The 19783-nt window shown below is 66.9% G+C and carries 20 protein-coding genes; 8 read left to right on the top strand and 12 right to left on the bottom strand.

All coding sequences use genetic code 11. The features are described 5' to 3' along the window. Nucleotides 1–34: 34 nt before the first annotated feature. From ABZ532_RS10615 to ABZ532_RS10585, 7 genes are all read right to left on the bottom strand, one after another. Nucleotides 35–373, bottom strand: a complete 339-nt coding sequence (locus tag ABZ532_RS10615) for a hypothetical protein (protein WP_361280953.1) — start codon at nt 371–373, stop codon at nt 35–37. 12 nt (nt 374–385) lie between these two features. Next, the gene (locus ABZ532_RS10610; RefSeq protein ID WP_361280952.1) at nt 386–580 is read right to left on the bottom strand and encodes a hypothetical protein; all 195 of its coding nucleotides are present in this window, start codon (nt 578–580) and stop codon (nt 386–388) included. Between the two features lie 143 nt (nt 581–723). Next, nucleotides 724–978 carry a hypothetical protein gene (locus ABZ532_RS10605; protein ID WP_361280951.1) on the bottom strand — a complete coding sequence of 85 codons (255 nt, stop codon included), beginning with the start codon at nt 976–978 and terminating at the stop codon, nt 724–726. 141 nt (nt 979–1119) lie between these two features. Continuing rightward, nucleotides 1120–3324, bottom strand: a complete 2205-nt coding sequence (locus ABZ532_RS10600; RefSeq protein WP_361280950.1) for a cell division protein FtsK — start codon at nt 3322–3324, stop codon at nt 1120–1122. A gap of 84 nt (nt 3325–3408) precedes the next feature. Further along, a complete protein-coding gene (locus ABZ532_RS10595) occupies nt 3409–4347 on the bottom strand; it encodes a DUF2637 domain-containing protein (RefSeq protein ID WP_361280949.1) in 939 nt (312 codons plus the stop codon). Further along, the gene (locus tag ABZ532_RS10590; RefSeq protein ID WP_361280948.1) at nt 4344–4658 is read right to left on the bottom strand and encodes a hypothetical protein; all 315 of its coding nucleotides are present in this window, start codon (nt 4656–4658) and stop codon (nt 4344–4346) included. The genes ABZ532_RS10595 and ABZ532_RS10590 overlap by 4 nt, the downstream gene beginning before the upstream one ends. Before the next feature lie 109 nt (nt 4659–4767). Continuing rightward, nucleotides 4768–5142: a hypothetical protein gene (locus ABZ532_RS10585; protein ID WP_361280947.1), complete on the bottom strand. Its 375-nt coding sequence runs from the start codon at nt 5140–5142 to the stop codon at nt 4768–4770. A gap of 325 nt (nt 5143–5467) precedes the next feature. On the opposite strand from ABZ532_RS10585, the gene ABZ532_RS10580 reads away from it, so the two are divergent. Both ABZ532_RS10580 and ABZ532_RS10575 read left to right on the top strand, forming a co-directional pair. Further along, on the top strand, nt 5468–6256 hold the full coding sequence (locus tag ABZ532_RS10580) for a GntR family transcriptional regulator (RefSeq protein ID WP_361281154.1): 789 nt from the start codon (nt 5468–5470) through the stop codon (nt 6254–6256). Between the two features lie 5 nt (nt 6257–6261). Further along, a complete protein-coding gene (locus tag ABZ532_RS10575) occupies nt 6262–7020 on the top strand; it encodes a glycosyltransferase (RefSeq protein ID WP_361280946.1) in 759 nt (252 codons plus the stop codon). A gap of 39 nt (nt 7021–7059) precedes the next feature. On the opposite strand, the gene ABZ532_RS10570 is transcribed toward ABZ532_RS10575, so the two are convergent. Together ABZ532_RS10570 and ABZ532_RS10565 are read right to left on the bottom strand one after the other, a co-directional pair. Next, on the bottom strand, nt 7060–7788 hold the full coding sequence (locus ABZ532_RS10570; protein ID WP_361280945.1) for a thioredoxin domain-containing protein: 729 nt from the start codon (nt 7786–7788) through the stop codon (nt 7060–7062). 255 nt (nt 7789–8043) lie between these two features. Further along, on the bottom strand, nt 8044–8799 hold the full coding sequence (locus ABZ532_RS10565) for a GntR family transcriptional regulator (protein ID WP_361280944.1): 756 nt from the start codon (nt 8797–8799) through the stop codon (nt 8044–8046). A gap of 79 nt (nt 8800–8878) precedes the next feature. Between ABZ532_RS10565 and ABZ532_RS10560 the strand changes: the two genes are divergently transcribed. The 4 genes from ABZ532_RS10560 (at nt 8879) to ABZ532_RS10545 (ending at nt 10977) form a co-directional block, all read left to right on the top strand. Then, on the top strand, nt 8879–9157 hold the full coding sequence (locus ABZ532_RS10560; RefSeq protein ID WP_361280943.1) for a hypothetical protein: 279 nt from the start codon (nt 8879–8881) through the stop codon (nt 9155–9157). A 502-nt stretch (nt 9158–9659) separates the two neighbouring features. Further along, nucleotides 9660–9884 carry a hypothetical protein gene (locus ABZ532_RS10555; RefSeq protein ID WP_361280942.1) on the top strand — a complete coding sequence of 75 codons (225 nt, stop codon included), beginning with the start codon at nt 9660–9662 and terminating at the stop codon, nt 9882–9884. An 8-nt stretch (nt 9885–9892) separates the two neighbouring features. Then, nucleotides 9893–10633 (top strand): GntR family transcriptional regulator, encoded by a 741-nt coding sequence (locus tag ABZ532_RS10550; protein WP_361280941.1) that lies wholly within the window; start codon nt 9893–9895, stop codon nt 10631–10633. Continuing rightward, nucleotides 10630–10977 (top strand): hypothetical protein, encoded by a 348-nt coding sequence (locus ABZ532_RS10545; RefSeq protein WP_361280940.1) that lies wholly within the window; start codon nt 10630–10632, stop codon nt 10975–10977. Before ABZ532_RS10550 ends, ABZ532_RS10545 begins: the two co-directional genes overlap by 4 nt. A 61-nt stretch (nt 10978–11038) precedes the next feature. Here the strand turns inward: ABZ532_RS10545 and ABZ532_RS10540 are convergent, their stop codons facing one another. After that, the gene (locus ABZ532_RS10540) at nt 11039–11962 is read right to left on the bottom strand and encodes an FkbM family methyltransferase (RefSeq protein WP_361280938.1); all 924 of its coding nucleotides are present in this window, start codon (nt 11960–11962) and stop codon (nt 11039–11041) included. Between the two features lie 157 nt (nt 11963–12119). Between ABZ532_RS10540 and ABZ532_RS10535 the strand changes: the two genes are divergently transcribed. After that, on the top strand, nt 12120–12617 hold the full coding sequence (locus tag ABZ532_RS10535) for a hypothetical protein (RefSeq protein WP_361280937.1): 498 nt from the start codon (nt 12120–12122) through the stop codon (nt 12615–12617). Nucleotides 12618–12956: 339 nt separating this feature from the next. Here ABZ532_RS10535 and ABZ532_RS10530 read toward each other — a convergent pair whose 3' ends face one another. Both ABZ532_RS10530 and ABZ532_RS10525 read right to left on the bottom strand, forming a co-directional pair. Beyond that, entirely contained in the window at nt 12957–14459 is a 1503-nt protein-coding gene (locus ABZ532_RS10530) for an FG-GAP-like repeat-containing protein (protein WP_361280936.1), read from the bottom strand. A 338-nt stretch (nt 14460–14797) separates the two neighbouring features. After that, nucleotides 14798–15304 carry a hypothetical protein gene (locus tag ABZ532_RS10525; protein WP_361280935.1) on the bottom strand — a complete coding sequence of 169 codons (507 nt, stop codon included), beginning with the start codon at nt 15302–15304 and terminating at the stop codon, nt 14798–14800. Between the two features lie 508 nt (nt 15305–15812). Here ABZ532_RS10525 and ABZ532_RS10520 point away from each other — a divergent pair. Next, nucleotides 15813–19772 (top strand): DddA-like double-stranded DNA deaminase toxin, encoded by a 3960-nt coding sequence (locus ABZ532_RS10520; RefSeq protein WP_361280934.1) that lies wholly within the window; start codon nt 15813–15815, stop codon nt 19770–19772. Nucleotides 19773–19783: the final 11 nt, after the last annotated feature.

Here is a 19783-nt window from a genome sequence, read left to right as displayed (position 1 = left end):
TTCGTTGGCCCGTCGACCGCTGCCCCGGGTCGATTCAGTGGTTCTGCGCGAGCAGCCAGGCGCGGTACTCCTCGCGGACGTACGCCTGGTGGTCAGCGGCGAACAGGTCGTGGCCCCTGAGGCTCAGCCCACGGTGCTCGATGTCGTGTACGACCAGGCGATCGGCGGCGCCGAGCGCAACCCGGACGAGCGGCATGACCGCGCTCTGGAGGGCGAGGCGGTCGAGCAGCGCCGCCTGACGGAGTAGGAACTCGCGGCTCGGCTCGAACGCCGGATGACCAGCGCATGCCCGGAGCCATGCCAACTCGTCGTCCAGCGCCGGAGCGTCCGCGTAGGCGGCGCCCAGGTCCTCGGTGGTGCGGTCGATGGTCACGCGTGTTCCTCCTCAGGAGTCGAAGTCGGGGATGGCACCGGCGAGCGCCGCCATGACCTGGTCGATGGCCGGTGCGGCCGGGGTGTGGGAGAGGTAGTAGCCGAAGAGCACGGCGACCACTGCCGCCACGCCCCCGACCGACTTCGAGCGGATGAGCATGAAGAGCAGGAGTCCGAAGAGGAGCAGGGCGGAGATCGTGAAGGTCAAGATCAGTCCTCTGTCACGGGAGTTCGGGCGATACGGTCGGCCGAGCCGGCTGCGGCTCGTTGGCGGGGCACGAGGTGGCTGCGAACCCGAGCAGCAGACCGAGCAGGGCAAGGTGGAGAAGTCGGCGCACGGCGGTCTCCTCGTCAGCGGGTGCCGTCGTGGTGGAGCCGGACGGCGAGGTTGTAGAGGCGGCGTCCGACCCGGACGCGCTGCCCGTAGCCCTCGCAGCGGCGGCAGTCGCGCCCGCGCTTGAGCCGCCCGCTGAAGCGGGAGACGCGGACCTTGGCACCCCAGCCCCTGCACTTGCGGCAGGCGCCGAGGGGGCTGGCCGCGCACAGGGCGACGTAACTGAGCGTGAGGAGCAGGAGAACCGCGGCGAAGTCGAACACCGAGGGCATGGAGACCCCTCTCAGGGCAGGATTCTGGGGTTGCTCAGGGAGTGGTGCTAGGTGCTAGTTCGCAGTTCAGAGGCCCTTGGGGGCGCTAGCGGAGGTGCTAGACCTAGCAGGGTGGCCTGCTAGGTCTAGTGGCGCGGAGGGCTAGGCCGCGGCGGTTCCGCCGTCACGTTCGGCGACGGCCTTGAGGAGATCGGCACGCTTGATGCCACGCCGGTTCGCGCCCTTGCCGTCCTCCGCGGTGCCCCACACCTGGCCGGCCCGGACGCCGAACGGCTTGAGTGCGAGGGTCAGTTGCTCGCCCGTCCACTCGCTGTACACACCGGGCCGCAGCTCGGCGAGGGCGGCTACCGCCACCTCGTTCCAGACCTTCTGCCTGCCGTCCGGGATGGCGGCGAGGAGGTCGGCGAGCAGGTCGTACGTCGGGGCTTCCTCGGCCTCCGGTTGCTCGCCGACTGCGTGGCCCGCGAGCGTCCCGGCGCGCTCGCGCAGGGCACGGGCCCGAAGCGCGATGCGGTCGGCCTCCACGGCGTCGATGAACGCGGATCGCACGATCCGGGCGTCCGCGCCTTCGCCGAGGAAGTAGCTGACGCCCTTCTCGGACCAGGCGAACAGGGTGGCTCGTACGCCCCGCTTGTAGGCGCCGGTCCCGAGGACCATGTCGTTCTCGACCTGGCCCATGACCTTGAGGCACCAGCGGGCGGAGGCGTTGGCGCTGATTGCCTTCGGGATGCTGTCCTTGTCCGGCCGCTGCGTCGCGAGCAGCAGCACGATCCCGGTCGCGGGGCCGCGCTTCACGAGGTCGACGCAGATCTCCTCGAACTCCGCGCCGTGCTTGTCGTGCTCGAACCAGACCTGGCACTCGTCCACGCCGATGACGATCGGGTGGAGGCCGAGCGAGCGCTTCGACGCGAGCTCGGTGGTCACCTTGGACTCGGGGCAGACGTCCTTGGGCAGGGACCGGATCACCTTCGCCCGCCGTCGCATCTCCTCGCGGACCTCGCGGAGGTCGGCGATCGCGTACTCGATATCCGCGTCCTCTTCCCCGGCCCGGTGCCGGTAGCCGACCCGGTCGCCGACCGCGTCCAGGTCGCCAGTGCCCTTGAGGTCGTACGTGTGGATCTCCGCCCGCACGTCGAGGGCTGCAATGAGGAGCAGCAGACGGAGGAGGAAGGTCTTGCCCATCCGGGGGATGGCGCCGATCACGCCGGCGATGAACATCAACGTGATTCCGACCCACCGGCCCCGCTGGTCCGTCCCCCAGTCGATCGGCCGGAAGAGGTCCACCGTCCCCGACTTCGCGAGCGGCCAAGGCGCCAGCCGGGTCTTCGACAGGTCCTGGTCACCGACCCACAGCCGGAGGCGCCCGGTGTGCTCGTCTGCCGTGGCCTCCGGCCAGACGCAGCCGAGTGGGCGGCGCAGACCGGAGGCCAGGCGCTCGCGCCGGTCGGCGACGTCGGTCACGGTGACGCCGTACGGGAGATCTCCTTCGGCGAGCCACCCCGGGCCGTCCCGGGTGATCGGGGCGGTGAAGGTGAAGCCGGGGCCGCCCTTGGCCTGGTCCTGGTTGATCGCCGGAATGCCGAGGGAGCCCAGGGCGCGAAGGACGATGTCGCTCGTGAGCTTCGTCGCCTTCGGGATTTCCACGGCTCTGTTGATGACCGGAGCGTCGGCCGACTCTCCGAGCCGACCGAGCATCATCACGCCGACCGCCGCGGCGAGCACCGTCAGCCATTTCGGGGCGAGGACGTACAGGGCCATGGCGACAATCGGGCCGACGACGGTCGCGACGACCGAAACGAGAGTCCGCCACCGGACCCGGCGATCCCGCTGCCGGGACAGCTTGAGGTAGTCGCCGACGTCCTCGCGCCTGGCGGCGTCCAGCCGCAGTGGATCCCCCTCGGCGTCCGACATCCACCGCATGGAGTTGCCGAGGAACCGGGCGGCGCCGAGCGGCGCCTGCACGGTGAGCCGGAGCGCGTACCAGGGCGTTCGTACAGCGTGATACGCAGCGACGTGCCAGACGTACGCCGCGACACCCTTCCCCGCGGTTTTGAACTCGTTCCAGGATCGCGCCCACGCGGGGATGACGGGGCGCCGCTTCGAGCCGAGGACGCGATCCATGAGGCCGGGGCCCGACGGTCCGCCGGGGCGGTCCACCATGATTACGGCAGTCTGGTCGGCCGACTCGTCCGGCCCGGCCGGAGCCGACTCAGCGGAACGGCCGGTACCCGACTCTCCGCCCTCCGGGGTGGATGCCGACTCCGGGGAGTCGGCGGCGATCTCCTTCTCCAAGCGCGTGAAGAGCTCGCGCTCGTGAGCGTCACCGCTCTCGTGTTTCACTGACATTCCTTCCTGAACGGAGGGGGCAGCCGGGCCCCGGCCCTACCCGCCAAAGCAGCGGCTGGGCCCGGCGAAAGAGGTGCGGGGGCGTCAGACGCCGGCCGGGTCGGGCAGCATCTGTTCCTCGCGTTCGGTCCTGAGGACGTCCCGAAGCTGACGGGACCGGTCCTGGCTGCACCCGACGGCCTTGCGAATCCGCTCGGCGTCCAGGTGCTCGTACGACCAGTCGGCCGTCAGGGAACGGGCCTTGGTGAGCGCTTTGTCCCAGCTCATGCGAGGACTGTTCTTGTCGCGTGCGGTGCGGCGCCGCGGCTGGGGCTTCGGAGGATCGGCCTCCTCGTCGTGCTCGTCCTGGGCCACTTCGGGGTCGAGTTCGCCCATCCGGAGAAGTACGAGGTCACGGCGCGGTGCCTTCGAGCGCCACCGGCGGCCGTACTGCTCGCGCAGCTCGGCGCGGGCCAGCAGGCGCCTCTTCTCCTCGTGCAGGGCCTCGCGGTAGTCGGTCAGCTCCCAGAGCACCATGCGGCGCCAGAGGGCGAGTGTCGCGCGGGGCGCGAAGAGCCAGCGGGAACGCCGGATGCGCTCCATGCGGCGGCCGGTGGCCGCGCCGATCCGGACCGCGTACCCGTGAGCGACGATCTCGCTGAGGACGACCCAGAGGAGTGGCATCGTCCCGTGTGCGATTCGGGACGAAGTCGACGAGCCGGCCGCGATGTTCAGCCAGCAGGTGACGAGCGTCAGCGCCCACGGCACCACGCGGACCCAGGACAGCGGCATACCGAATCGGATGAGCAGGAGGTTCGCCGCCGTGAAGACGGGGATCGCGAAGTCGACGCCGATCGGGAGCATCCAGGGCTGTGTGAAGCCCCAGCGCTCCGCCGCCTCCGAGACGGAGTTGAAAGAAGAGGCCAGGCCGAGGCCGCCGACTCCGGCGCCTGTGGGAGCGACCGCACCGAGGAGTGCCCGCTCGCTCCTCGTGAGTGGCGGGAGCTGAGTAGGCGTCGCGGTGCGCGGGTCGGACCTGTTCACGCGGCCTTCCTCGACCAGAGAGCCTGGGTCTTCACGGCCCTGTTCTTCAGCGGCGCCGCGCTCAACAGCTGCTCGGCGTAGAGCGAGTTCAGCGTCGACACCTCGTCGGCGTCGCTCGACTCCCGCAGCTCCGCCAGCACGTCACGGGCGGCGGCGAGCCGGACGGCTCGCTGCTCGTCGGTCTCGTCCGGCACGCCGAGAAACAGGTCGCGGAAGTCCTCGGGCATCGGGGCGTCGAGCTCGAACCCGTATGCCAGCTCTGCCAATTCAAGGACGCTCACGGCCTCCTGGCCGCCGACGTACGTACGCATCGAAGTCTCCTGACTCCTGGATGGGATGGGAGAGCCGATGGCGGTGGGCATCGTGTGGCCCGTCGACCACCGCCGTCGGCAGGGACGTGCACGAAGGCACGAGAGGCCGTCAGACGCGGAAGCGGCGGGGCCGGGTCAGGCGAACCCACGAGTCGTAGGCGAGCTTCACGGCGGTGCAGCAGCCGAGGCCGGTCAGGAAGGCCAGGGGCCATCCGGCGCCGAGCTCCTGCGCTGAACGCCAGCCAATGGAGGCGGCGGCCAGGGCCACGACGAGGACGAGCACGGCCACGACGGTGTGGGCGGCGCTCGGCGGCTGGCTGTGGCGGGCCACGAGGTCCAAGTCGTAGGGCGCGGTCAGTCGTACGCCTCCGCCCGAGAGCTGGAGTGCCACGAGGTTGCCTTCCGCGTTGGTGGCCATCCCGGCCACGGTGGCAAGGGCCATGTCGCCGCGGTCGCGGACGACATCGCCGATGGCGAGCTGCATGGGTTCCTCCTTGGGGAACACGGCGGACCGGAGGCGGAAGTCCCGGCCCCCGGGTGGAACAGGCGCCGCCGGAACCGGCGGCGCCGAAGATCAAATGCGCTGTTGTCAGGCACGCTGTGGAGTTCTCAAGGGACGAATGCGGCCTTCGTACTCACCCCTGCGGGCTTTCCTCCGGGCATCAGGCGTCGCAACTCCTAAAGAGGTCAGGTCCTCAAGACCTCTTTAGGAGTCACCTAGGACTATTGCGTACGTCTCCATCGGTCGTCAAGACCTCTTTAGGAGTCGTATGCTGGCGGCGTCCCCCGACTGGAACGGTGAGCACGACATGGCTAAGGCGTACGAGAAGATCGCCGATGAGCTGAGAGATGCCATCCGTGCAGGTCAGCTAGCGCCTGGCGACCGGCTTCCGGCGGAGACGGCGCTGGCCGAGCGGCACAAGAAGAGCGTCCCAACGATTCGGGAAGCACTCCGCCTCCTCCAAGACGAGGGGCTGATCGAGAAGAAGCACGGCCGCGGCAACTTCGTCCGCCGGCCCCGTACCCGCGTGCTCCGCACAAACATGCGCCACCAGTGGGAGAAGAACCGCGCGCGAGAGACCGAGCAGGAACGGCTCCAGACTGGAGCCACCGAGCACGACACCGGCCTCCAGGTAAACGACCTCGTCTTTCATGCCACCTACGGCGAGGCCACGGCTGACGAGTCCCTGGCGGAGATCTTCGGGGTACCCGAGGGCACGGCCCTAGTCGAGCGGGTCTACCGAACGCGTTACGCGGCGGAGACCGCGCCCTTCGCCCTGGTGAGCTCGTACCTCGTACGCGACATGGTCGCCACGAACCCAGACCTCCTGGACGAGGCGAAGGAGCCGTGGCCCGGCGGAACCCAGAACCAGCTCCTGACGCTCGGTATCGAGCTCGACCGCATCGAGGAGCGGATCACCGCTCGCCCGCCGACGCCCGAAGAGGCCGAGGAGCTGGAGCTCCCGCCGGGGACGTCGGTCATTGCCCTCCGTAAGACCTCGTACGACACCGACGGCCGGGCCGTGGAAATCTCCGACGTGACACTTCCCGGCGACCGCACGGAAATGCTCTTCACCACTCCCCTGGAAAGGTGGTGAGTGCCGTGCAGCGGCGCATCATCATCGTCACCGCCGTTCACGCCCCGTCGGCACCGTTCCTGCCGGACGCGTACAAGTCCATCTGCGAGCAGGAAATCCCTGACGGTTGGGAGTGGCACTGGGTCATCCAGGAAGACGGCAAGACCGACCAGGTCGCCCCGCACGTCCCCGACGATGAGCGGGTGACCTTCCGTCAGGGTCGGCCGGGTGGGCCCGGCGTCGCGCGCATGATGGCCATGGCCCACGCGGACGGCGACTACGTCAAGGTCCTAGATGCCGACGACCAGTTGGCGTCAGGCGTACTGGCACGCGACCTGGCCGCGCTCGAAGCGGACGCGTCGATCGGCTGGGCAACGTCACGCGTGCTCGACTTCCTACCCGACGGCTCGACCGCCGGCTTCCCGGGTGACCCAGAGGCCGGCCCGATCGAGCGCGGTGAGGTCCTGGACTACTGGAAGGCAAACGGCTTCCGCGCCCAGGTCCACCCCGCCACGCTCTTCGTACGGCGGGATCTGCTCATCGCCGTGGGCGGCTGGATGGCGCTTCCGGCTTCCGAGGACACCGGGCTTCTGATGGCCCTGAACGCGACGAGCCGTGGTTGGTTCTCCCCGGAAGTGGGACTCCTCTACCGCAAGTGGCCCGGGCAGGCGACGAGCCAGCCCTCTCACATGGAGGCTGCCGAACGCGACGCGCGCATGGCGGTCGTGGAGGCGCGGGCGCGGGCGCTTGCGAGCCTCGGGTGGCGCTACCCGGCGCAGGGTTGACCAAGAGAGCCATAGGAGAGCAGGGTCCGGAGCACCTGGTCACGATCCTGTACCCGACGTAGAGGCCATCCACGGCTGCGCGGGGTGGCTTCTACGTCCGGCACCTAGCAATCGGTCACCGCCGACGAAGAGCGGCAGCGCATCTTTGGTGAGGAGTACGCCGTTCGGTAGGCGCTTGCCGTTGGTGAACGCCGATGGAGTGCCAGGAGCGTCGGCGTCCTCGTAAGCCTTTTGGGAGGCGGCCACAAAGTTTGCGTATCTCATCTCCTGAACTGCGGAGTCGAATGCCGGGCCGCGGAGGCCCTCCACTCGCGATGCCATCGCGAGCAGGAACGTGTCGGTAAAGCCGTCGGTCTGCTCGTCCGGCTGGTTCCGGAAGAGCACGGCGTGGTACTCGGCGAACTTGCCCTGCTCCAGCGCGGCGCGCAGCGCGTTGGCGGCCTTCTTCGAGCCGGTGCCGCCAAGTCGGTCGTCGAGGAGGGAGACCAGGGTGTACTCGGCCCGCACTTCTTTCCCGAGTGTCATGTCCAGCAGCGCCGGACCCGCGCCAGTCACCTCGAACTCCTGACAGACTGAACAACGCATGTCCTCGTACAGGTGAACGGGCATCCGGCTCGGATCCCCCACGACGATCGTCGTCCCGTCCGACCCCAGGGACTCGGGCATGTCCTCGATCGCGGCATACGGGTGGCGGCGTTCGCGCTGCCCCGCGGCCGTCTGGTCGCCGCAAGCTGTCGTGGACAGCCCCAGCAGTGCGACCACCACCACGCGGCGGAATAGTCCGGCTCTCACGAAATTTCCCTCCCCCAGATGTACGGGAGGACTCTAGGCGACAGCCGCCCTGCACATCGCAGCCGGTACCAACGGCGATCCGCCGTCGAAACGGCAGGTTCTGGGACCGAAGCGATCCTGACGCGGTTCGTGGCCAAACGGCGAGTTGAGACAGGAGACGGTTCTAGACCCACAGGCGGGGCGGATCGATCCCTGGTTCAGCGCAGTGATTTGACATCACGGGTAAGACGACTAGCGGCGGACCGGGACCTCGTAGACGATCTCGCAGAGCGCGACCGGCACAACAATGTCCGCCGTCTCCACAGGCCGTCCGTCGTCGCTGTAGTACGTCCGTCGGATATGCGTGACCAGCGCAGCCTTCTGAATGCCGAGGAGGGACGCCTCCTCGGCGCTGGCCTGTCTCGGCTCGGGCTGTTCCACGGCGTGGCTCACGGTGACACCGATCTCCGCCATGCGGTCTGCGACGCCCGCCCCCGCGTACGGCCCTCCCTCGGGAAGGACGATGAGGGTGCCGGCGGTGAGCTCGTACGGCTCCCAGCTCGTGGAGAGCTGCACCGGGCGCCCGTCGGCAAGAAATTCGTACTCGGTGCGCACGCATGAATCGCCCTCACCGATTCCGAGCCGTGCCGCGATCTCCGCCGGAGCGGGGACCTTCGCCTCGGTCCGGCTCTCCCAGTCGCCGCGCTTGCCGACTGCCTGCATGTCCGCCCGGAACGGAGATCCGCCGCGTTCCTCGCGGGCCGAGGAGCGGACCACCCGTACGCGCCGCCGGGGCTCGGCGACGTACGTCCCTGACCCTGCCCGGCCTTCCAAGACGCCCTGGGAGATCAGCAGCTCCTGTGCTCGGCGGACCACGTTGTCGCCTACGCCGCAGTCCTGCGCGATCTGGGCGCGGGACGGAAGCCGGTCTCCCGGTGTCCACTCGCCTTCCGCGATGCGCTGTCGGAGCACGTCGGCGATGCGCAGATACGGCGGCTGCTCAGGCATATGGAAAATCTAGTCCACTAGCTCTAATCTAGTTAACTAGCTTGACGCATTGTGAATGCCTGGCGACGGAGGCCCTCCTGTGTCCGCTTCGGAAGTAGGCGCCGAGGTCATCGCCGCCCGGTTGTCCGACCTCGGGCTCGTCCCTCGCGTCGAGCGCCACACCCGGTACACGTCGATCGAAGCGGAGGTTCCGGAGCCGTTCCCTCCCGCGTCGTGGCGGGAGGCGCTGCAAGTGGTGGCGGAGGCCGATCGGTTCGGGCTTTTCGCCAGCAGCCTCAGTGGCCGCACCTTATGGGCCGTCGTACACAGAACGGTCCCCGCGACGGGCGACGTCCGGGGACCTGGCCATCAGCGATAGGAGCTGATCAGCGTGTTCAACCGTATCCGCCGTGCCGTCTCCCGCACCAGTGAGCGGTACCGCTCGAAGGGCCGGCACCGCCGGCCCGGAGCTCCCTCCCATCCGCGAGGTGTTCACGTCTCCAGTGCCGACTGCGCAACAGCGCGGATGCCTCGGACGTGCAGTCGCGTGGACGTCCTGGCGGGCGAGGAAACGGCACTCGTCCGCGCGTATGTCCTAGCCGGCGAGGAGCGTGCCAAGCGATCGGGGCTTCATTCCGAGAGGTACTCCGCCTGCATCTGGTTCGTGCCGACGGAGGCGCTCTAATGGCGGGCCACCCGAGTCAGGTGCCGTATGGGCGGGCCGTCCCTTACCGGTCGGTCGCGTGCCGAATCGGGACCCATCACGAGTGCGCCCACTCGGACCCGGCCGAGGTACCCGCAGGCATCCCCGTGATCTACGAGGTCTGTGCCTGCCCGTGCCACCAGGCGGACAGCCACGGCTCGCCCGCGGAGGTGACGCGGTGAGCGGATGGGCGCCCGGCGGCGCCATAGCCGGCCCTGTCGAGATCACGTCGAGCAGCGTGCGGATCGGCGACGTCATCCAGATCGGTGGACGGTCCTGCCGGGTGACCGATCTCCTGCAACTGCCCGGCAGCGCCAAACGGCTCCTGTTCGAGTCCGGCGAGTCACTGACGATGCACTGCCGTACCAAGATCATCGCCCTGAGGACGCAGAGAAAGTGGTGATTCACTCCATGGCGTATCGCCATCAGTTCATCGCTGACGAGCTGCGGGCCCAGATCTCCACCGGTCGAATCAAGGCCGGTGACCGGCTCCCGTCGGAGGCACAGCTTGCGTCCCGTTACACGGTGAGTGTCCCGACGCTGAGGAACGCCCTTGCGGTCCTCCAGGGAGAAGGTCTGATCGAGAAGGTCCACGGCCTTGGGAACTTTGTCCGGCAGCCTTTCCAGTGGATCACATACGTCGGCGGCAGCCGCAGGGCCGACGCGCACGCCGCTGCCGAAGCGGGACTGCGGGTCAGCGTCCGTACGGTGAGGTTGAAAGCGCGGGGAATCCTGGTCGATCTCATGCAGGTGCCTGCCGGTGCCACGCTGGTCGAGTACCGCTACCTCAGCCTCGAGGGCGAGTCCCCACACAGCCTGAGCCGTGTCTACGTCCCAAGTGACTCGGCACGGGACGACGACCACGAGGGCGCCGAACCGATCGGGGGCGACGGTCTGGTAGCCCGTCTTGCCGCACCCCACCCACCTCTCGCCGAGGTCCGGGAGCGGATCAGCGCGCGCCTTCCCACCAACGAGGAAGCGATGGCTCTGCGGATCAGCACTGCCCTAGCCGTGCTCTCGATCGAGCGCGTGGCGGTCGACGCCGACGGACGCGTGGTCGAGGGCGCGCTCCTAGTGCTCCCCGGCGACCGGGCTGACGCCGTCTTCACCACCCACCACACCATGAACGAAGGGAGGGGGACGGAAGGATGACCGTCCACAACGAACTGCGCCTTCTCCCCTGGTCGGGCCCCAATGGCAAACCCTGCTTCCTGAGCCCCGCCACCGACGGCGGCTATCTATCGCGTCTCGCCGACAACACCGAGGCTGTGCAACTCGGTCTAGGTGCCGAACTGCTGGAACATGCCTTGGATGTGCTGGCGGCCGAGGACGCCGAGGACGAAGAACTGCACCTGCTGGCGATCGACCTGACCGGTGCGCTCCGCGACATCCTCCGCGTGGCGGAGAGCCGGGGCCATCGCCTGCCGACGACGAGCGGCGCCGTATCCCAACCCGGCGAGGAGGGGCCGCACCTGTCGGCGTCGGCCTTCTGCTGACGGCTCCAGGAAACGGACGGCCCGGGAATCCGCCCCACTGGGTTCCCGGGCCGTCCGCATGTCAGGGGAGTGTCTCGGCATCGACCCTGGAAAAGATCAGATCACTCTCCCCCGTGATGGGCCCATGGAGCCGCTCCGGAACGCGGGCCGCACCATGGAGGGCCGCCGGGTAGCTCTCCGGTGCGTAGTCGTTGACGAGCCGGTACGGGTGGAAGCCATGTGCCTCCATCGTCTCCATCAGCTCGTCGACGGAGTCGCCCAACTGCGCCATTCGGTCGGGAGTCACCTCCACCGTGATCTCCGCGTCGTGCCGCAGCAGCGGCAGCATCCGAGCCATCCCCCGCATGACGCTCCCCTCGGCGCCCTCGACATCCACCTTGATCACTCGGGCCTGCCGAACCTCGTCCTTGGTGAGGAGATCCGGCAGCGGTCGCGCCGTCGCCTCGAAGGTCGACTCAGCCGGCCCCGCGTACGGGACGATGCTGTTCGCCCCCATGTTGGCGGAGCTGGCAAGCACGAACGTGAGGGTCTCTTCCTTGTCCGAGACCGCCCCATTGATCGCACGGACGTTGCAGTACTCATTGAGCGCGACATTCCGCAGGAGCCGCTGGTGGAAGACCGGTGAGGCCTCGATGGCGACGACCCGCCCCTCGTTCCCGACGAGTTGCGCGGCGAGGAGCGTGTAATAGCCGATGTTGGCGCCGACATCGACGTACGTGTCCCCGGGCCGAAGCCGCCGTTGCAGCCAACCGGTCATGTGCGGTTCCCAGACCCCGAACAGGTAGAGATACCGCTGGATGAGGTCCTGGGTGTCGACGGCGACCCGGGCGCCGAATTCCGTCCCGGTGACACGGCGGCGGGGATGCTCGCGGAGGTGGCGGTTGAGGTACCGGCTCACCAACAGGGCCTTGCCGGCGGGGACCGGGGCATGGCGTACATAGCGCTGCGCAAGGGTCGCCACGACCTCAGACACGGAGGTGCTCATCCGCTCGCCTCTCTACCCGGACCTACCCGAACCGTAACGCTCGGCCAGACCACCGTGCCTTGTTGCCTCAGTCAATCAGCCGCTGCATCGCTCTGGTCTCTTCGGAGGGCGCGTGCCACCCTGCCGCGGACGAGGCTCCGGGAGACGAGGAGAGGCCATGACCGCACCCAACGGCACCGAAGTCACCAAGGCTGAGGAAAGGACCGATACGGCTGAGGCATCCCTACGCGCCCGTCATGGAGCTCGCGCACGGAGCGCTGTCGAGCGAGCTGAGGCAGCCTGCCGACATGCCGGAGTCGACGACAGCCAGGCCAAGCTCGTTCCCAACAGCCCGGAGTCGAAGGCAGCCCACGCTGTGCGTCTGTCCCGTCAGTCCGTCGACGCCCTGGCCGAGACCATCATCGACCCGGCAGCCGACGCACGCTGTGCCCGGAATGCTGCCGCGAGCGCCACGGTCGCCGCCCAGGTGGCAAAGGCTCATGACGTCGGTGCGAAGCTCGGCGAGGCCGCCTACCAAAGTGCGCTTCAGGCATCCCTGGCCGCCGCAGAGGCGGCGGGCGGCGGTGCCCTGGGACGGGACGAGAGGCTGAACGTCAAGGCCGAGGCCGCAGAGGCAACAGCCGTCAGTGCAGCGAAGAAAGTGGGTTGGTTGTAGCGACGAGGCGCCCCGCCACATGCATGCACATGGGGAGCCTCTTGCCGAAGAGATCCCAGATCCGGTCGCCAGCACCGCTGACTGGCCGGTTGATGACCGACCACGGCCTGGGATCGGGACGCTGCTCTCGATATGGGGAGTGATCTTGCTCCCACGCTTCCTGATTCACCGAAGCCAGCCGCCGGTGAAGCCGTGGGCAGGAGCAGCAAGCGACAGTGGCCAGGCTGTCCGTCTACTTCACGCGATGCCGCGAGGGTCGAGCGTCGCGATCACAGCTGCGTGTGGTGCCTGAGGCCGGGCTACGGCCGCAGGCACCACACTTTGAACAAGACTCCGGTCTCAGCTCGCGGTGGTGACGATGGGGGTGTTGAAGCCACCGTTGCCGTTGCCGGGGTAGGCGTGGACGCTGCCGTTGGTGTGGATGGCGATGAGGTCGCTCTTCTGGTCTCCGTTGAAGTCGGCTTCGGAGATGAGTCGCATGTGCTGCCAGCCGCCGCCGGTCTTGCTGGCGGTGTTGAAGGTGCCGTTGCCCTTGCCGGAGGACAGGTACAGGTCTCCGCTGTTGTGGACGGCGTAGACGTCTGCCTTGCCGTCGCGGTTGAAGTCTCCGGCGGTGAGCAGGCGCATGTTGGTCCAGCCTGTGCTGGACACGGTGCCTGAGGTGAAGTTCTTGCCGTTGCCCGGGTAGAAGAAGAGGTTGCCGTTGGTGTGGATGGCGAGCAGGTCGCCCTTCTTGTCGGCGTTGAAGTCGGCTGCGGCGAGCAGGCGTATGCCGTCCCAGCCGCTCGCGACGACGGAGGAGCCGGTGACGCCGTTCTTGCCGTTGCCCGGGTAGAGGTAGAGGTTGCCGTTTGTGTTGGCAGCGAGGATGTCGGCCTTGCCGTCGCCGGTGAAGTCGGTTGCGGCCAGCAGCCGCATGCCGGTCCACTTGCCCGGGCTGACCTTTACGGGCTTGCCGAACTTGCCCTTGCCGTCGCCGGGGTGGGCGTAGAGGAAGTCGTCGGCTGCGTCGATCGTCAGCAGGTCTGCCTTCTTGTCGCCGTTGAAGTCCTCGGCTGTCATCAGCAGTGCCCATGACCGTCCGGCGGTGGTGGCGATCCAGTCGGCCATGTTGTCCGTGCGGATGGCGAGGGCGTCGGTGCGGGTCTCGGTCTCGCCCAGGCAGCCGCCCTGCCGTGAGCGGGTGGCGATGCCGACCAGTTCGACGCCTTCGTCTGCCTTGCGCAGCAAGGGGGCTCCGGTGTCGCCCTTGCACAGGGCGTCCTTTGCGGTGACACCCGACAGGGCGATCTCGGTGCCGGAGGCTGCACTGACCTTCATCGCTGCGGAGTGGGCCGAGCCGGGTACCCATTGGGTCTTGGTGCGGCCGAAGCCGACTGCCTGCAGAGTGTCGCCCTCACCCGCCGGGGAGGCGGCCACTGTGACGGGGGTGATGCCGGTGGTGGGTGTCGCCAGGCGAGCCATGACCAGGTCGCCGCTGGGGGACGGGACAAGTTCGGCGACTTCGGCGACGTACCCGCCCGTCCCGGTCACGGAGCTCTTACCGATGGTCGCGGTGGTTTTGAGGGCGGGCTTGCCCGCGGTGATCTGGGACGGGGTGGCCGGGTTGTTCGCGAAACAGGCCGCGGCGGTCAGCACCCACTGGCGGTCGACCAGGACACCGGAGCAGGAGCGCGTGGGGTCGCCTTCACCGATGTGGAGGCGGGCCATAGATGCCTGGGCGTCGGCAAGGGCAGTCGGACCAGTAGCGGCTGTGGCGGGCATACCGGTGAGGGAGGCGGAGCCGACTGCAGCGGCCAGGACAGTTGTGAGTACGGCGAGACGGGTGCGTGTGCGAGACACGGTAGAGATCATCCTTGCTGTGGATCGAGGGGTGACTGTGATGGAGCGGCAGCGGTACGACGCTGCCCCAAAGGCGACAGGGTCCACCACGCCATGCTCGGCATCGCCCGGATGTGCACAACCCCGCCCTTGCTGGCTATACCTGCGGGCCGAACGGCAGCCCACCCCGCGAGGCGACCGGGAGCTCAGTTACGGGACAGCCCTTGCGTACGGTGCACGCGGTGGGGCGGTTTTGGGTGTGGATACCACCTGGGCGAGACGCTGAGTGGCGGAATTGAATTTCTCGGATCAGGGGTAGTGGCCTGGCGCAGGGGTTGAAAGTAGCGGAGGTCTGGCCATCATCCGCTGATGCGGAGCTCAATTAGGGTTGTTGCCTCTCCACCCACGCTTCCTGATTCTCCGTAGCCAGTGAAGTCGTTGGCCTTAGCGTTGATGACGGTGGTTGTGCCGTCCGCTTCCTTGAGCGTTGTCTTCACCGGATCATCCGAAGTCCAGATCCCGTACGCCTGGGGGAGTTCGAGGGTCAGATACGCGGGCTTGGCCTTGACGTCGAAGCAGAAGTCCTTCTGTCCTGATCGGGTAGTGATCGTGATGTCATCGCTGCCGCCACAGGTCGTCATCACGATATGGCCGTCACCGCGCTTGAGAACCGCCCCTGTCTCTTCTCGGATCTTGGCGGCATCTGGATAGGTGAAGTCTTCTATAGCGAGAGGAATTTCGCTACCTTGCGCAGCCGTCTTAGCGTCTCCGGGAAGAGCGTGTGCCACGCCGAGGCTAGTTGCGATTACGGACAGGGCTGAGGCCAGGACGGCCAGCAAGGACCTACGCCTACGGGATGTTGCCATGGTGGACTCTTTCGAAAAAGGTGAGGGACATGCTCCATAAGTTCCTGGCAGAGTGAACCATGGTCGTGATCCCACTCTAAATCGCGGCCGCGTGATCTTTATCTCAGCGCCTTTTGGTGATTCGGGTACAACCATGCAATCCCCACGAGTGTCTTATCTGGTCGACGCGAAAACGGAATTGCGCATTCCGCGGCAAGATCTTGCTGTACGATCGAGCGGCTCCAGCCGTGTATGTAGCTGACTTCAGGTCGGGCAAGAAGACCCGCGCACTTTCCTGGTGCCGCGTTCGCCCAAGCGATAGCCAGGCTGGACGCTTTCTTCGACCCAAAAAAAAGGGGGGTCGCCGGTGAGACGGCGAAAAGACTTCCGGGCCCGTGGCTCGGAAGAACTAACGACATTTTCAACACGCAAGCGCGCGCTGAGGGTTCTGCTGTCGGCAAGCGTGCTAACGGGTCTGCTGGGTGTCCCGGCCGCAGTGGCAGTAGAGCCGACGGCACCACCAGCGAACGTGCGGGCGCAGATCGTCGACTACTGGGAGACTGGCGGCGCCGGTCTGAGGGTGGCTGCTGAGCAAGCACTGCTCGGGGATGACGACGCAGTCCAAAAGTTTCTGACAGAAGCGGCGTCCATTCAGTTCGACGACAACCGTGTCGAGACGGCACGGCTGGCGATGACCGGCGGTCCTGGCGTTCGGCATGCAGCCAAGGAGGCGATGCTGAAGTCGCCTGCCGAGTTGGAGAATTTCCTTCTCTACGGCTACAAGGAGCCGCAAGATGAGGACCGCAAGGTCGACATCGCCCGCTTGGTCACTCTGGGCGGCCCTGGGGTACGCGAGGCAGGAAAGCAAGCTCTGCTGGGCACTGCCGAAGACCGCGAGCTCTTCCTAAACGCGGGTCAGTACGAGGCGCGCAAGGACGACAACCGCGTCGATGTCGCCCGTCTGGCGATGACTGGTGGCCCGAACGTGCGGGCGGCAGCCAAGATAGCGCTGAGGGGTGCGCCAGAGGACATAGTCGAGTTCCTGGAGATCGGGCAGTTCACCGCCCGCAATCGGGATCAGGAGCACGCATCCGTCGCAGAACTGGTCCAGCAGGCGCAGGTGGCTGGCAAGCAGGCTGCAGATGCAACGAAGATGGCAGAGGAGTCATCCAAGAAGGCAATCGAAGCCTCCAAACTGGCTGAGGTGGCGGCAAAGAAGGCTGCCGAGGAGACCAAGGCTGCTAAGAACGACTCGAAGACCGCGGCGGTCAAGGCCAAGCAGGCCGCTGCGGCTGCACGAGCTGCCGCCGAGTCCGCACAGGAGGCCGTCGGTTCGGCGGAGGCCGCCAATCGTGCGGCCCGTAGGGCTGCCTTCGCCGCCGCACAAACCGCATCGGCGGCCGCAGCGGCCGCGCAAGCGGCGAACACCGCCTACAACGCAGCCATAGCCGCCGCCGGCGACGCCACCAAGGCTGAGACTGCCCGCACGTCAGCAGTCAACGCCCGGGCAGCAGCTCAAGCAGCCCTCACCTCGATGGAGGCTGCCGAGAAGGCTGGCGAAGCCTCAAACGCTGCCGCTGCTGCCTCAGCGGCCGCCAAGGGCGCTTCTACCAATGCAAGAGCAGCGGCCACGGCCGCTGAAGAGGCAAACGCTCACGCGGACGCGGCGGGCCTCCACTCCAATGACGCACGCCAAGCAGCTGCTGAGGCACGCCGCCATGCCAATGCCGCAGATCGTGCTGCAGATCGTTCCGCCGCGCTGGCCCGCCGCGCAGCCAGCGCCGCCTACGGAGCGCGTGATGCCGCAAAGTCGGCTGCCGCACATGCAAACAAGGCTGCCGACTTTGCGGAGGAAGCCGCCAAACATGCTGGGAACGCGGCCACCTATGCCGCCCAGGCCCAGAAGAGCGCTATCGCGGCCAAAGCCGCGGCGGACGGCGCAACGGCCGCGGTGAACAAGGCCAAGGAGATCTTCGCCTTGGCGCGGGAGACCGAACTCGCTGATCTCGAAAATCGCACGGACGCCGCCATCGAACGGGCTCGCTCGATGAAGGCAGCCTCAGAATCCAGCGTTTCGGCATCCGCCACCGCTCAGAAGCAGACCCTGGCGTTGAATGCCACCGCGACCGAACTGGCCCAGGAAGCCGCCCGGCCTGACGTCGACATTCAAGCCACCGCCGCCAAGGGCCGCCATCTGGCCATGCAAGCAATGAAGCTTCTCGGCCCGTGGCATCAGGAAGCCGCCGCCAGCGCTCTGTCAGGCACCGACCAAGAAGTCCTGGTCTATCTGCGCACCCGCTGGAAGGATGCCAACCACAACGACATTCGCCAACGCGTTGTCAACCTGAGCATCCAAAGCCGCTACGCCTCGGTACGCTCTGCTGCCAAGGTGGCGCTCACCGGGACTCCCAAGCAGATCGAGGCTTTCTACACTACGGGCCAGTACGACGCCGGCATCGACGATATGAAGGTCGATACCGCCCGGCTTACCAACACCGGCGGGCCCGGTGTCCGCGAGGCGGCAAAGACGGCCCTTGCCGATGGAAGAAGCAAGGCCCTTGCGGCTTTCCTGCACCTTGGTCAGTACGGCGAGCTCATCACTGATGAAAAGGTCACGGCCGCTCGCCTGGCCGAGACCGGAGGGCCAGAGCTCAAGGCAGCCGCCAAAGTCGCCCTCGCCGGCCCGCCGGAACTGTTGCACGAGTTCGTCACAGTCGGCCAACACATGGCTCAGCGCAAGGACGACCTCGCCACCACCCACATCAATCAGGTAGAACGTCTGATCGCCGAGGGCTCCCTGGTTGCAGCCAAGGCCCACGAGGATGCCTGGCGCGCTGCGCAAGCCGCAGCCAATGCCAAGAAGGCTGAGCAGGACGCAGCAAAGGCTGCTGCGGAAGCACAGAAGTCGAAGGCCTTGGCCGCGAAGTACGCTGCCGATGCCGACGCATCAGCGGACGCCGCCGAGCGAAGCGCCTCTCAAGCAGCCGCATCGGCTGCCACCGCGCGCAGTGCCGCTCAGCGGGCTAAAACGGATGCCGCTGCCGCTGAGAAGTCTGCCGCTGATGCCGAATTTTCTGCCGCCTACGCCCGAGCCTCAGCCGAGCGGGCTGATCGTTCCGCAAATGATGCTAAGTCATCCGCGCTCGCCGCTGGCAAGAGCGCGAAAGAGGCCGAGGTCGCGGCCACGGAGGCTTGGACGGCCGTACGCGCTCTCGCCGAAAAGGAGATGGAGGAAGCTCGCCGACAGGCAGAGCAAGCGCAGGAAGAACGTGCGGCAGATTCGCCCGAAACGTTCTGCATGGACATCTTCGCGGGTATGCATCAATGGCTCCCGATCAATACGACATGGTGCGACGGCGGGGCGATCGATACAGCCGTTGACCTGGCGAAGGACCCTCGCACGTACGGAACCATCGCCTGGGAGCTGTCCGGCCTCGCCGACATCGAAGCCTGCATGGAAAATCCCACCGCTGGCATCTGCACGATGGCCGCTGTTGGCGTCACTCCCTGGGGCAAGCTCAAGCTCATTCCCAAGATCAAAAAGGGCATCGACGCCTTGGAGGCTGGCCGTGCCACCCGCCGCACCGTCGCCTGCCTGACTGGATCTGTCCACAGCTTCCCCGCTGGCACCCCAGTGCTCCTGGCTGATGGCACCAGTCGCCCCATCGAGCGGATGCGTGTCGGCGACCTAGTCACCGCCACCGATCCCACCACCGGCGAAACCGGCCCCCGGGCCGTCACGCGGACCATCCACACCCCCGACGACCGAAACTTCACGGATGTCACCCTCGCTGACGGCTCCGCACTTACCTCCACGAGCCACCACCCCTACTGGTCTGCAAACGACCAGGCGTGGAAAAACGCAGGCGACCTCAAGGTCGGCGACACGCTGCGCACCCCGCAGAACAGCACGGCTGCCATTGCCAGCACGCGCAACTGGAGTGGCCTCCAGGACGCATACGACCTAACCGTCGATGACCTCCATACCTACTACGTCTCCACCGGCACCACCAACGTCCTCGTGCACAACACCGACGATGCTGCATGTCCCGTATGGGTGGTGAATGCGTGGAAAAAGCTTCCCAAGTCGAACGGTCAGACAACTTCTGGATATGTCTTTGAGTCCGACGGCACTCAGGTTTGGGATAATGCTCTCCACAGTGGGAGGAGCGACCTCTCCGAGGATGTAAATCAGTACCTCAAGAAGTCTGGAGATTTCCCCAACTTCCCCGGATATGCAGAGGTCTCACATCACGCCGAGGTTAAGCTCGCATGGGAGATGCGCAATAAGATGGGGAAGGGTAAAGAGCTTCACATAGTCATCAATAAGAACTATGTATGCCCGAAGGTCTCCTCGCCGAACTCCATGGGGTGCAAGCAGGCCGTTCCTGCTATCCTCTATGAGGATCAGACCATGTGGGTACACTATCCGGGAATGAAAGAGCCGATCCCTCTCAAGGGTAAGGCCAAGAGGCCCACAAGCGGTTAGGTGATGGCAGA

It is taken from the genome of Streptomyces sp. NPDC019396 (assembly GCF_040632375.1).
Classification (GTDB): Bacteria; Actinomycetota; Actinomycetes; order Streptomycetales; family Streptomycetaceae; genus Streptomyces.
This window is presented reverse-complemented; position numbering and strand designations above follow the sequence as displayed.